The organism is Nitrospira sp. ND1 (assembly GCF_900170025.1).
Lineage (GTDB): Bacteria > Nitrospirota > Nitrospiria > Nitrospirales > Nitrospiraceae > Nitrospira_A.
In genome coordinates, this window is record NZ_FWEX01000006.1 from 2,413,060 (window position 1) to 2,424,995 (window position 11,936).

General features: G+C 61.1%; 14 protein-coding genes. 4 read left to right on the top strand and 10 right to left on the bottom strand.

The window, feature by feature from the left end; all coding sequences use genetic code 11:
- Window positions 1–85: 85 nt before the first annotated feature.
- The 4 genes from NSND_RS16260 (at window position 86) to NSND_RS16275 (ending at window position 2,655) form a co-directional block, all read left to right on the top strand.
- On the top strand, window positions 86–619 hold the full coding sequence (locus NSND_RS16260; protein ID WP_080879993.1) for a hypothetical protein: 534 nt from the start codon (window positions 86–88) through the stop codon (window positions 617–619).
- A gap of 43 nt (window positions 620–662) precedes the next feature.
- On the top strand, window positions 663–1,136 hold the full coding sequence (locus NSND_RS16265; RefSeq protein WP_159450834.1) for a CBS domain-containing protein: 474 nt from the start codon (window positions 663–665) through the stop codon (window positions 1,134–1,136).
- A 37-nt stretch (window positions 1,137–1,173) separates the two neighbouring features.
- Window positions 1,174–1,608 carry a CBS domain-containing protein gene (locus NSND_RS16270; RefSeq protein WP_080879995.1) on the top strand — a complete coding sequence of 145 codons (435 nt, stop codon included), beginning with the start codon at window positions 1,174–1,176 and terminating at the stop codon, window positions 1,606–1,608.
- Window positions 1,609–1,794: 186 nt separating this feature from the next.
- Complete coding sequence (locus NSND_RS16275) at window positions 1,795–2,655, top strand: L,D-transpeptidase (protein WP_200810546.1); 861 nt, start codon at window positions 1,795–1,797, stop codon at window positions 2,653–2,655.
- Here the strand turns inward: NSND_RS16275 and NSND_RS16280 are convergent.
- The 10 genes from NSND_RS16280 to NSND_RS16325 all read right to left on the bottom strand — a co-directional run bounded on the left by NSND_RS16280 (window position 2,652) and on the right by NSND_RS16325 (window position 11,863).
- A complete protein-coding gene (locus NSND_RS16280; protein ID WP_080879996.1) occupies window positions 2,652–3,857 on the bottom strand; it encodes an MFS transporter in 1,206 nt (401 codons plus the stop codon). The two genes, NSND_RS16275 and NSND_RS16280, sit on opposite strands and share 4 nt — an antisense overlap.
- An 89-nt stretch (window positions 3,858–3,946) precedes the next feature.
- Window positions 3,947–4,357 carry a hypothetical protein gene (locus NSND_RS16285; RefSeq protein WP_080879997.1) on the bottom strand — a complete coding sequence of 137 codons (411 nt, stop codon included), beginning with the start codon at window positions 4,355–4,357 and terminating at the stop codon, window positions 3,947–3,949.
- Window positions 4,358–4,651: 294 nt separating this feature from the next.
- Complete coding sequence (locus NSND_RS22195; protein WP_369974239.1) at window positions 4,652–4,762, bottom strand: YnfA family protein; 111 nt, start codon at window positions 4,760–4,762, stop codon at window positions 4,652–4,654.
- 88 nt (window positions 4,763–4,850) lie between these two features.
- Complete coding sequence (locus NSND_RS16295) at window positions 4,851–6,281, bottom strand: pentapeptide repeat-containing protein (protein WP_159450835.1); 1,431 nt, start codon at window positions 6,279–6,281, stop codon at window positions 4,851–4,853.
- 67 nt (window positions 6,282–6,348) lie between these two features.
- Window positions 6,349–7,683: a nicotinate phosphoribosyltransferase gene (locus tag NSND_RS16300; protein ID WP_080879999.1), complete on the bottom strand. Its 1,335-nt coding sequence runs from the start codon at window positions 7,681–7,683 to the stop codon at window positions 6,349–6,351.
- Window positions 7,680–8,261, bottom strand: coding sequence for an isochorismatase family protein (locus NSND_RS16305; protein WP_143833591.1), 582 nt, complete (start codon window positions 8,259–8,261; stop codon window positions 7,680–7,682). The genes NSND_RS16300 and NSND_RS16305 overlap by 4 nt, the downstream gene beginning before the upstream one ends.
- Window positions 8,262–8,312: 51 nt before the next feature.
- On the bottom strand, window positions 8,313–8,693 hold the full coding sequence (locus NSND_RS16310) for a c-type cytochrome (protein WP_080880001.1): 381 nt from the start codon (window positions 8,691–8,693) through the stop codon (window positions 8,313–8,315).
- 17 nt (window positions 8,694–8,710) lie between these two features.
- Window positions 8,711–8,875: an FmdB family zinc ribbon protein gene (locus tag NSND_RS21350; protein ID WP_013250270.1), complete on the bottom strand. Its 165-nt coding sequence runs from the start codon at window positions 8,873–8,875 to the stop codon at window positions 8,711–8,713.
- A gap of 16 nt (window positions 8,876–8,891) precedes the next feature.
- Entirely contained in the window at window positions 8,892–11,306 is a 2,415-nt protein-coding gene (locus NSND_RS16320) for a Lon protease family protein (RefSeq protein ID WP_080880003.1), read from the bottom strand.
- Window positions 11,307–11,317: 11 nt separating this feature from the next.
- Window positions 11,318–11,863, bottom strand: a complete 546-nt coding sequence (locus tag NSND_RS16325; protein WP_080880004.1) for an HPF/RaiA family ribosome-associated protein — start codon at window positions 11,861–11,863, stop codon at window positions 11,318–11,320.
- Window positions 11,864–11,936: the final 73 nt, after the last annotated feature.

Consider the following 11,936-nt stretch of genomic DNA (forward strand, 5'->3'; position numbering starts at 1 on the left):
GAGGACATGCACCTGTGTACGTTGGCTGATCGGTCGGCGTTCAGGCATCACGATTGCGTGAGAAGGTCCGAAGGAGGGACGCGCAATGTTTGAGAGCCGAGTCATTGCGGTGATGAGTGGAATGGTGGGACTGAGTCTGTGGCTGGCCGGAGTGGAGCCGGTCGCCGGGGGAGTGACGACACGTGTGGCTCCGGGCGGTGACGCGATCGAACTGGAGATCCCTACCGAGGTCGGAACGCAGAAAGAAACCCTCCCGCTTTACCACAGCGGGAAGATCCACTATTTCAGCGCCGGCATCGGCCAGGTTGAGCGTGAGGCGGCGTACCCTCCGTTTCCCTTGAAGCTGGTGTTTACAGCAGGCGGGAAGCCTTTCGTGACGGGGGTGGAGGTCGTGCTTCGCCAGAGCAAGGGTGCGACGGTGCTGACGGTTCCCCGGGAGCAGGTGACGGGCCCCTGGCTCTTTATCGATGTGCCGGATGGTGCCTACGAGGTGGCGGCCACGCTGGGCGGCCAGATACAACAGGTGAAGGGGATTCACGTCCGGCGAGGACATGTCACCACGCAGCATGTTCGCTGGGCCGAGGACCGGAGTCCTGTCCTGCCTGCGCAGGCAGAGTGATGGGATAGCTGCGGATAGCATGGGTAGACAAGGAGGAAGCGGTATGGTGAAGAAGCGGAAAGCCCCGGCGAGACGATCGGCCGGTGCGGGTCGCAGGCGCGTGGCATTCGAAGACCTCACGGTCGGCGACATTGTGAACAAGCGCGTGCAGGCGGCGCGTCTCGACATGAAAGGCGACCGCGTGGCGAAGTTGCTTCTGAAAGAGGGAAGCAACGTGCCCGTCGTGGATCAGGCGAAACAGCTCACGGGGGTTGTGAGCGAACATGATCTGTTGTCGGCGCTCGATGAGGGGCAGGCCTGGAGTGATCAGACGGCGAAAGATCTCATGACCGAAAATCCCTACTCGGTGCCGCCGGAAACCACGCTGTCTACCCTGATACATGTTCTGACGGAGAGCGATCTCATGTCGGTGCCGGTCGTGAATGCGGGCAATCGGCTCGTGGGAGTGGTGACGCGTCGTGATGTGGTGCGTGCCGCGCTCCGTCCCGGAGTGAAGCGACGGGCGAAAGGCAGGTAGGAATTGACCTATTGCGTGTGTGGAGAGGGGGCGACGTATGCGCCGTATCGACTTGATCACTCAGGCCTGTGACCCGAAAACGCTGACGGTCGGCCAACTGATGCAGGATGCGTTGTTTACCTGTACGGCACAGACGGACGCGCTGACCATCGGTCGGCTGATGACCAAACAGAATTTCGGCGGCTTGCCCGTAGTGGCAGAGGACAGCTCTCTGGTCGGGCTCGTGACCGAATACGATCTCCTGCAAGCCATGATCGAAGGCCGGGATTTGCGCAAAGTGTTCGCTTCAGAAATCATGACGACGCAGCCCCTGGCGGCTCGGGAAAACATGACGTTGGAGGAAGTCGCGAACCTGTTTCAAGACCGGTACGTGACGCGCCTGCCGGTGGTGCGGGGCAAGCAGCTCGTCGGCATCGTTGCCAGGCGGGACTTGTTGCACGGGTATATGAAGGCCTCGGCATATTGGTCCTAGGAGCCTGTCCGACATTGACCGTTCGGCTGCGGCAAACGATCCACGATCATCTGCGTCGTTCTCGGCCCGAAAAAATCCTCAACGTATTTCAGCGAATACGCTTCCGGTTTTTCCAGGCCTGCGGCCTCGCATCTGGTCGCGCCTCCTTGGCCTCGCTACGAAGGCCATGTCGGACAGGCTCCTAGCATGATGCCGGAACAGGCTGTGACCGCTACTGCGCGAGTAGTACAGCGGGTCGTCCTCATGGTTGTGTTGTTCGCTCCCGGCACGTTGCCCGGGGAGGCGGCTATGCCAAGACGGGCGGCCGAAACCCGTTCCCCCTGTGCCGTTCATCACCCGAGCGATGAGCGGGTCGCCTGGCATTGCCGGCGACTACAACGTGGGGAAACACTGGAGACGTTGTTCGGTCGGCGGTGGGTCGATGTCGCGCGATTCAACCGGATCGATCGCCGGCATGCGCAGCCGGGACGGGAGATCAAAATACCGATTCGGCTCGACGACGTGGCGGAGTTTACCCCGTTGCCGGGCCGCTATCCTGCCGGAGAACAGGATCAACAACTCATTGTCGTGGATCTGACGGAACAGTTCATCGGTGCCTATGAATACGGGTTGTTGAGATTGTCCTTTCCGATCGCTTCCGGAGAGCCGGAGAACGAAACTCCTGTCGGAGACTATCGGATTACCGCTGCCCACCGTACTCATCGATCCTGCCTCTATACCATCGAATCGACGCCCGTGCCCTACCCGATGCGATACGCGTTGCGGTTTTACGTGAACGCACAGGGGGTGAGTTATTGGATTCACGGTCGTGACTTGCCGGGATATCCGGCCTCTCACGGATGCATCGGTCTGGCTGATGAGCAGATGCAGCGCCAGTATTACGGTGTGCCGCCTACCCCGGTACTGGAGGATGCCAAGCGATTGTATGAGTGGGTGATCGGAGATCGAGCGGATTCAGGCACTCTCCTTCCCCTGTCGAACGGCCCGCGCGTGGTCATACTCGGTAGTCTCGCGAAGCGAGGGGATGCGGGTGCGTCCATGCCTTAACCGGTGCGCCGGTGTTGTGTCATGGGAGAGGACAGGGTCCCGATGATCGCGAGCACAGAGAAGCACGCGCCCGCGTAGAATGTGAATGCCGCGCCGAGTCGATCCCATAAGAATCCTGCGAGGAGGCTGGCGATGAGCATGGCGAGCCCGCAGGCCAGGTTGAAGCAGCCGTAGGCTGTCCCGCGCAGATCGGTCGGTGCCACGTCTGCGACCATGGTGGCCAGCAGGCCTTGTGTCATCCCCATGTGAATGCCCCACAGCGCCACGCCTGCCGGAATCACGCTCCAATGATCGTTCATGGCCAGGACCAGATCGGCCGCAACCAGCAGCAGCAGACCGAGCGTGAGCAGCGTCCGGTGGTTCATTCTGTCGGAGAGCTTGCCGAACGGATAGGCCGAGGACGCATACACCAGGTTCATGGCGACCATGACGAGGGGAATGAAAGCGATGGGAATCCCGCCTTGTTGGGCGCGCAGGACGAGAAAGGCTTCGCTAAAGCGCGCTAACGTAAAGATGGAGCCGATCCCCACGACCCACCAATAGGCCGAGCCTAAGCGTGCGAAATTGTCCCGGGTGATCGGATTGGCCCTTGTTGTCGTCTGGCGGGACTCAGGCTCCTGTATGCCGAACAGCAGCAGCGCGACGGCCATCATTCCCGGTATGACGGCCACCCAGAAGACCGCCCGGAAATCGTCGGCCCAGAGCAGCATCAATCCGACCGCGAGCAGGGGGCCGAGAAAGGCCCCCACCGTATCGAGCGATTGCCGCAAGCCGAACGCTGCGCCGCGGAGATGCGCAGGCGCAATGTCCGCCACTAATGCATCGCGGGGTGCGCCTCGCACGCCTTTTCCCACTCGATCCAATAAGCGGGCGGTCAACAACGTTCCGATGTCCGGGGCGATCGCGAAGAGCGGTTTGGTCAATGCGCCTAAGGCATAGCCGAATAAGGCCAGCCCCTTCCGTCTACGGAGATAGTCGCTCAATGTCCCGGAAAAGACTTTGACCACGAGTGCCAGGGACTCGGCCAGACCCTCCACAATGCCGACCGCGATCGTGCCGGCGCCGAGTGTCGTGACCATGAAGAGCGGCAGCAGGCTGTGAATCATTTCCGAGGAAATGTCCATCAGCAGGCTGACAACACCCAGCACCCAGATGCCGGTCGGCATCCGGCGGAGCGAATGGGGCGGAGATGTGTCCATCATGGCCGACAAGTCGAGGCGGTGAGACGGCTACCGGGCTTTCTGCTGCCTGACGGATTATAGGGAAGCCACTTAGGGTTGTCATGTCACACTCACCAGGTCTTGGAAGATGTGATCAGTTCCTGCCCCTGTCTCCAGTCGTAACGCACAGCATCGGTGAGCCGGCCCGTTTCGTCGCGGTCGACCCACATCTCCCACTGTCCATCCTGATTGGCGTCATACCAGTAAAACAATGGAAACAAGGCGACATCGGGTTCCTCAGACGCAGGGTCGTCATAGGAAATCCCCAGGATGTGGCGAGCCGTACGGTAGTCCACCTGGCCGTTGCCGCGAAGCGAGTAGTCGCGAAAGAGCAATCCGATGATCGTGTCGGACGATTGTGCGACTAACAACTCTTCACCTGGCTCATTGGGAAGTGACGAATCGGCGTGAGAAGTGTCCGGCCAGGCCGGACACAATGTCAGCACGGCGGACAGGCATATCGTCAGTATCGTCGTGTTCATGGGATCCCTCCCTTCACTCGCATGAGCGGTCGAGACGAGCATGACTCTGCATACTCAATCTTTGCGCTGCTCACGGAAGTAGGCCCCTGGATACCTACCTAGTTAGGGACGGCTTAAACCCTAAGTGTGAAGTAGGCAAGGTAGCTCGTCTGCGCACGGATCAACGATCTATGTAGTTGATATGACAGCGAGCCTCTCCCATCAGACCGGTCGATGTGCAGCCGGTCAGTGGGGAAATGCCTGTTGTCTGGGTGGAGTGGTTGGAATGCGTGAACCGGGATGGTGAACGATGGCTTACATCGGGGGACGAGGCATGTACATGATGACCGCCCTGCCGACGAGGCAGATCACTGCTCCCACGACATCGAATCGATCCGCCTGGTACCGTCCGTACCGCAGCCCCACAGCAACGAGCGTGTGATGAACATTCCGCCAGAGGCTGCGTACGTACGGCCGGGTCGGCGACCCTTACGTTGAGGGTTCGCTGGGTACGCTATTTTCGTAGCCGCGGGCGTGGTTGTGCGCAGGGCTTCGGCCTCTGGAGCTCGGACGGAATCCGGGTCGCCTCATCGAGGCAGGCTGCATCCAGCTGTGCTTGAACCAGCCCCAGCGCGCCGCTCAGGTTCGCGCCTCGTAAGTCGGCCTGGCCAAGATCGGCGTTGTTCAGCAGGGCTCCCGTCAAATCGGACGCACTGAGATTGGCTCCGCGCAGATTGGTTTCCTGGAGATTGGTTTGAACCACGACGGCGTGGCTGATGTCGGCCTGACTCAGGTCGGCGGCCACCAGATTCGCCAATTCCAGATTGGCTTCGCTGAGCCAGGCTTGCTGCAGATGGGCGTTCGGGCCGTAGATTTCGGTGAGGTCGGCTTTCCGGAGATCGGCCCGCGCGAGTTGCGTCCCGATGAGGACGGCATGATGTAGGCTGGCCCCGTGCAGATTGGCGGCCGACAGGTTGGCCTTGTACAGCACGGTCATCGTGAGTGTGGCCGAGTCCAGCCTGGCTTTCACGAGGTTGGCTCCCTCCATGTTCGCATTTTCAAGATTGGCTCGCTGCAGGTTGGCGCCGCCAAGATGCGTAAAGCGAAAATCCGCGCCACGAAGGCTGGCCTCATGGAGGTCCGCATGCGCCAGCGAGGCATCGTCCAAGTAGGCGCTCTCCAGATCTGCTTCGACGAGGGATGCCCCGTCGAGGTTGGCGCTGTCCATCAAGGCACCCTGCAGGTTGGCCCGGCGTAAATTGGCCTGGCGCAAATTGGTCCGGCGGAGGTCGGTTCCGGCGAGGTCGGCGTCGGTGAGATTGGCCTTCGACAGATTCGCGCCATAAAAATAGCCGTCCAGGAGGGTGGCGTTGCTGAGGTCCGCGCCCTGCAGATCCGCATCCTCAAAATGAGCCCGCTCCAGCAGCGCCTCCCGGAAGAGCGCGCCTTGCAGGTTGGCTCCGTAGAACGCGGCTTCGTCGGCGGCGATGCGATTGAGATGGGCCTTCACCAGCAGGGCTTTGCGCAGATCGGCGCCTTCAAGATTGGCATCGTCCAGTACAGCCTGGGAGAGGTCCGCGCCTTTGAGGTGCGCCTGCACCAGACTCGCGGTGCGAAGATTCGAGCCTTTCAGGATCGCCCCTTCAAGATTGATCCGTTCGAGATTGGCTCCTACCAGGCGAAGTTGTCGAAGGTCGGTGCGGCAGAGATTGGCCCGGCGGCCATCGGGGGAGTCTCGGTCTTCCAGCCAGCGGGCATGGGACTGGAGCACCTTGTCCAAAATTTTTGACGCCGGACGGGTCTGCTTGAAGGCGCTCTCGCAGGTATTGCCTGAGGAGGGTTTGGGCGCCGGCTTGGGCGCGGCGTCAGCACCGGTCGGCAGGGAGAGTAAGGCGGCCACCACCCAACCTGCGACGATGGTGCTGGAAACAGAATGCTGGTTCATGAACGGGCCTCCTTCAAGAAGATTCGGTGCTGTGCTGAATGGCATGGTTCCGGGAGCATCATGTGGCTCATGTGTGTAAATCGACCTGTTCCGCCAACTCGGTGAGAGCCGGCGCGATCCGGACGTCGTAAGGATCGGCGCGGTCGATCCGGCGCAACGGGGCCGGCAGTTGTGTCAACGAGAGCCGGGCATATCGTCGAACGTCTTCCAGCGACGGAGGGGATGCGACGCGTTGACCTCCCTGCATCACGTGGCCCAGCAGGGGCTGGCCTTCCCGGCAGTCGCCCTCGACCGTGATGATATCACCGTTCAGGCGTCCGTCGGTTCCGATCCGGCGGTAGACCTGTTTTCGACCCGGCCAGGTGGCTTTGCCTTCGGAACGTTTGCGGCAGGGTCTGCCGGCATATTCCTGGAGTTTGTAGGCACAGTCCAGGTAGGGGGCATCGGCCGATGTGGTCATGGCCGTGCCGATTGCAAAACTGTCGATCGGTGCCTGTCCTGTCACCAGCGTCTGGATGCGTTCCTCGTCAAGATTTCCGCTGGCGAGGATTTGGGTGGCCGTGAGACCTCCGCGATCGAGGATGTGCCGAACTTTGCGCGCATGGTCGGCCAGATCTCCGCTATCGAGTCGGACGCCGTGGATCGAGATACCTCGTGCGTTCAAGCGACTCGCCAGGGAGACGACCTTCTCCGCCGCGGCTTCCGTGTCATAGGTGTCGATGAGGAGCACGACGTTGCGTGGTTGCGCCTCCGCGATGTGGATGAAGGCCTCCGACTCATCGAGATGAGCCTGGACAAACGAATGGGCCATCGTCCCGTAGATGGGGATGCCGAAGCGGGCGCCGGCTGATACGTTCGACGTGCCCGCGAGCCCGGCGAGGTATGCGGCGCGGGCGGCGAGAAGGCCCGCTTCCGCCCCATGCGCGCGGCGCAGGCCGAAATCGATCAGGGGTTTGTCGCCGGCAACCAAGACCGACCGGCAGGCCTTGGAGGCCACCATCGTTTGGAAGTTCAGGAGATTCATGACCCGTGTTTCCACGAGTTGTGCCTGTGGCAGCGGGGCGGTAATGCGGAGAATCGGCTCGTGTGGAAAAAAGAGGCTTCCCTCCGGCATCGCGTGGACTTCGCCGGTAAAGCGCATCGCGCGGAGCGCGTCGAGCGAGGATGCGCTGAATCCGCCGGTCTGATCGAGCCAGGCAATGTCGGCGTCTGAGAACTGAAACTCCTCCAGGTAGTTCAAGACCTGCTCCAGTCCCGCGGCCATGAAGAAGTTGCGTTGCGGCGGCAGTTTCCGGACAAAGAATTCAAAGACGGCGATGTCCGTCATTCCCTGGGCGAGATAGGCCTGCGCCATCGTGAGTTCGTAGAGGTCCGTGAGCAGCGCGCCCGAGGTGATGTTCATGCGGCCAATCGCTCCAGGCAAAGGGGAATGGCGCCGGCCAGCACCATCGCTTCTTCGGCGCGCCGGCCGTCGTCGGGGTGGAGATTGACGGCCTTGATCCCATCCATGAGCACGCACACATCGTAACCAAGCGCCCGCGCATCCTTCACCGTGTTCAGCACACAGTAATCGGTCGCCAACCCCCCGATGAACAGGCGGCGGACCTTCAGGGCGCGTAAATGACGATCGAGTGGCGTGTCCTGCAATGTGGAATAGGCTTCTTTGTCCTGATCGATCGCTTTGTAGATTGTGACCGCCGAGACGGGAGGCTGGAAGTTCGGTGGCGGCAAGGAGCCGGGCGATCCTGCGATACAGTGGACCGGCCAAGGCCCGCCTTGCTCCCGAAACGAACAGTGGTCGGGCGGATGCCAGTCGCGAGTTATGAAAATCGGTAGCCCTCGAGCATGAAATCGTGCCACGTACCTAGTCAGGATCGGGACGATCCTGTCGCCATCTTGTATGCCCAATGCGCCGCCCGGAAGGAAATCCCGTTGCACGTCGACCACCACTAAGGCGTCATGAGGGGTGAGGTAAGTCATTGAGCATGTCCCGTCCATACGGCATCGGCTCGCAGCCGGCGGGGCGCTGCGTCATTTTCCCTGCTGCACGAGCAGGCGGATGTAGGCCAGCACGTCCAGCCTCTCCGTTTCGGTCAGTTGCCCCTGCCAGGAATGCATCGCGCTGAAGACGATGCCGTGCTCGATCGTTCGGAGCAACTCCTCTTCGGACTTGAGGAAGGACTTGAACCGGTGGAAGTTGGCCGGCGGGACCGTCAATGCGGCGGCATCGGGTCCGTCGCCCCATCCGCCACGGCCATGGCAAGCGAGGCAATGACGCTCGTAGACAGCCTTCCCTCTAGTGACATCCGGCGGGAAGTCCTGTGCCGTCGCCGGGCCACAGGCGGCCGCGAGGGTCACGACAAGCGAGACGACGAAGGAATACCGGGTGCCGGTGGTCATGACGATCTGCATGAGTCTCTGTGTCTCCTTCAGCTTTTCTTGGTCGTGTGCGCGATGAACGACGAAAAGTGTTGCTGCAGTTTGGTGCTACCGCAGGCGGGACATTGCACCTCACCTTTTTCATGTTGCTTCAGCGTCACGATGATCAGCGATTCTTTTCCGCAGTCCAGACAGGTATAGTCGTACATGGGCATAGGGTCCTCGTTCTGTTTACCCCGTGATCTTTTCCGGCTCTTCTTCGCCTTCTCCCCAATTCGCGACAATCTGCGCCATCTCCTCCAGCCGCGCGGCGGTTCGACCGTAAATGCTCTCAGGCGGGAAGGTTCCTTCCGGTCCGCGTTCCCCGGCGGGGACGCCGATGAGCAGCTCAAGCGCCTGTTCGACGTGGTCCACGCCATAGACGGCAAACTTTCCCTCTTCCACGGCCGCGACGACTTCCCGGTTCAGTGCCAGGTGTTTCGTGTTTCGAGCGGGGATGATCACCCCTTGCGTGCCTGTCAGGCCGCGCCGCTTGCATGACTCAAAGAACCCTTCGATTTTCTCGTTGACCCCGCCGATGGGTTGGATTTCACCGAGTTGGTTCACCGAGCCGGTGACGGCCAGCGATTGCCGGACGGGAAGGTCGGCGAGGCTTGAGAGGACGGCCGTGAGTTCGGCCACGGCGGCACTGTCTCCCTCGATTTCGGAGTAGGTCTGTTCGAAGGTGAGGGTGGCGCTGAGCGCGAACGGCTGCATCCCCGCGAATTTGCCCGCCAGGAATCCGGCCAGCGTCATGACCCCCTTGCTGTGGATGTTTCCCGCGAGCTCGACCTCGCGTTGAATATCGATCACGCCCTTGGTGCCGACATAGGTGCGGGCGGTGATCCTGGTGGGACGGCCGAAGGCATAGTCGCCCAGCTCATAGACGGACAGCCCGTTGACCTGACCGACGACCTCGCCCTGCAAATCTACCATCAAAGTCCCTTCGCGGATTTCATCCTGGATCCATTGCTCAGGTAGGTCGGCCCGGTGTCTCTGGTGCGCCAGGGCCGATTCGACATCCGCGCGCGTCACGAAGGAGTGCCCGTCTTTCCTGGCCCAATACCCGGCTTCGCGAATGAGGTCGCTGACCAGGCTGAATCGCAAGGACAGCCGATCGTGCCGGTCGGCATAGCGAAACCCCTGGCGGATGACTTCCGCCACGGCGTCGGCGCCGAAATGCGGCAGTCCTTCCTCTTTGCATAATTTGGCGACGAAGCGCGCATATTGCCGCTCCTGCCGTTCATCGTGCGGGACCTCCACATCGAAATCGGCTTTCACCTTGAAGAGTTTCGAGAAATCCTCTTCGTAGGCCTGCAGCAAGTGATAGATGCCCGCTGTGCCGACCAGGATGACTTTGACCGAGACGGGAATCGGTTCGGGCCGCAGGCCCGCGGTGGCGAATCCATAGAACTCGGCCGGGTCCTCGATGGTGACGGCGCCGGTCTTGATGACGCGCTTCAACGCGTCCCAGGAAAACGGCTGGCGGAGGAGATCCAGCGCCTGCAGAATCAAGTAGCCGCCGTTGGCCTGCAACATGGCCCCGGCCCGGATTTCGGTGAAATCGGTATACATCACTCCGAGGTGAGCCCGGCGCTCGATTTTTCCGATGAGGTTGCTGTAGGTCGGGTGGGGTTCATCCACAACCGGTGCTCCGGCGGTGGCTTCCCGCGCCACGATGAGGTTGACGGCGAACCGGGTCATGTCCGGGCGACGGGTTTGTTCCAGCCCGGGGATCGGCAGCACCGGACCGCTGTGAGGCAGGAAGTCTTTGTATTGGTGAATGATGTCGTGATGGACCCGCTGCAGGTACGTCGTCACGGGTCGTAGATCTTGATAGGCCCGCTGCAGCGTTTCATAGGCGCCTTTCATGACGTTAGCGACGATCTGGTGGTCGAGGTGATGCAGCGCCTGCTCGGCCTCCCGTTCGAGGGTGTGCATCCGGACGTGAAACTCCCGCAGGTCGCTCTCGAGCGACTGTCGTTTTTCCGTGAGTTCCTGCTGCACCTGTTCAGAGAGTGCTTCCATTTCCTTTTCTGTCATCGGGCGGTCGTCTTTCAGGGGGACCAGCCCGAAGCCGACCGGCGTTTCTTCGAACCCGAATCCGCGCTGGTGACAGAGCGCGGTGAGGTCGTGGAAGAGGGCCTTCTTTTTTCCTTCCGTCTCCTCGATGATCTTCGCCTCGGCATCGAGGTACTTCTTGCCTTCGAAGGCCGCGGGAATGTCCCGGCGGAGGCCCTCGATGAAGGTGCTCATCTCGCGTTTAAACGACGCGCCTTGCCCGGCCGGAAACGAAAGGCAGGTCGGGCGCGACGCGTCCTGAAAGTTGTGGACGTAACACCAGTCGAATGGAGCCGGTGCCGTTTGGGCCAGCCGCTTCACCATTTGCCTGACGAGTGTGCCCTTGCCAGTCCCGACCGGCCCGGAGACGAACATGTTGAAGCCGGGGCTCTTCATTTGAAGGCCGAAGTCCAAGGCCTCGACCGCCCGCTCTTGCCCGATCGTGTCATCGAGCGGTTCGACCTCGCTCGTATCATCGAATCCCAGGCGGCCGGGGTCCACCTGCGGAGCCAACAGGCTCGCGGGAAGCTTCTGTTTGTCTGACATCGTCCGGACTCCTACACTTCCAGCGCGTGGGGTGGTTGAACGATGGTGGCGTGTAGGCCCTTTTCGCCCGGTTCGCTTTCGAAGAGGACCTCCTGTCCGTCCTCTATGTCGTTGAATGGGATGCCCTTCACGGCATTCTTATGGAAATACACTTCGCCGCCGCCGTCCTTCAGGATGAAGCCGTAGCCGAGGTGAGGGAATACTTTGCTCACCACACCGCGGAGTTGGGGCAGCGGTTCGATGCGCACAACTTTGTCGGCCCGCTTCTCGCGATATTTCCGCAGTTCGATCGCCACGGCGTCGAAGGCGGCCCGGATCGCTTCCTCGAAAGTTTTGTCCTCCTTGCGGGAGGTGATGGTGTGACGGGTCGGCACCGTGACCAGCACAAGCGCTTCTGCCACGTTGTCCAGTTTTTTATGATGGCGATTCTTCGTCAGGGTGACTCGCCCATGGATGATGTCGTCGTGGCCACGCTGCAAGGTGGCCATCCGCTCTTCGATCTCGGTTTTCCAGCGCGGGGTCATGGCGATATTGCGGCTCTCAACTTCCAGGTTCATGCGGCCTCCTCTCGTCTCAGATGAATAGTCTGTGCACCTGCTGTCTCAGCAAAGCACATGCCCTTGCCGCAGG

What these genes read in the sequence shown, in the direction of transcription:
- NSND_RS16260 (WP_080879993.1), top strand. Translation starts at nt 86, where the DNA reads ATGTTTGAGAGCCGAGTCATTGCGGTGATGAGTGGAATGGTGGGACTG.
- NSND_RS16265 (WP_159450834.1), top strand. Translation starts at nt 663, where the DNA reads ATGGTGAAGAAGCGGAAAGCCCCGGCGAGACGATCGGCCGGTGCGGGT.
- NSND_RS16270 (WP_080879995.1), top strand. Translation starts at nt 1,174, where the DNA reads ATGCGCCGTATCGACTTGATCACTCAGGCCTGTGACCCGAAAACGCTG.
- NSND_RS16275 (WP_200810546.1), top strand. Translation starts at nt 1,795, where the DNA reads ATGATGCCGGAACAGGCTGTGACCGCTACTGCGCGAGTAGTACAGCGG.
- NSND_RS16280 (WP_080879996.1), bottom strand. Translation starts at nt 3,857, where the DNA reads ATGATGGACACATCTCCGCCCCATTCGCTCCGCCGGATGCCGACCGGC.
- NSND_RS16285 (WP_080879997.1), bottom strand. Translation starts at nt 4,357, where the DNA reads ATGAACACGACGATACTGACGATATGCCTGTCCGCCGTGCTGACATTG.
- NSND_RS16295 (WP_159450835.1), bottom strand. Translation starts at nt 6,281, where the DNA reads ATGAACCAGCATTCTGTTTCCAGCACCATCGTCGCAGGTTGGGTGGTG.
- NSND_RS16300 (WP_080879999.1), bottom strand. Translation starts at nt 7,683, where the DNA reads ATGAACATCACCTCGGGCGCGCTGCTCACGGACCTCTACGAACTCACG.
- NSND_RS16305 (WP_143833591.1), bottom strand. Translation starts at nt 8,261, where the DNA reads ATGACTTACCTCACCCCTCATGACGCCTTAGTGGTGGTCGACGTGCAA.
- NSND_RS16310 (WP_080880001.1), bottom strand. Translation starts at nt 8,693, where the DNA reads ATGCAGATCGTCATGACCACCGGCACCCGGTATTCCTTCGTCGTCTCG.
- NSND_RS21350 (WP_013250270.1), bottom strand. Translation starts at nt 8,875, where the DNA reads ATGCCCATGTACGACTATACCTGTCTGGACTGCGGAAAAGAATCGCTG.
- NSND_RS16320 (WP_080880003.1), bottom strand. Translation starts at nt 11,306, where the DNA reads ATGTCAGACAAACAGAAGCTTCCCGCGAGCCTGTTGGCTCCGCAGGTG.
- NSND_RS16325 (WP_080880004.1), bottom strand. Translation starts at nt 11,863, where the DNA reads ATGAACCTGGAAGTTGAGAGCCGCAATATCGCCATGACCCCGCGCTGG.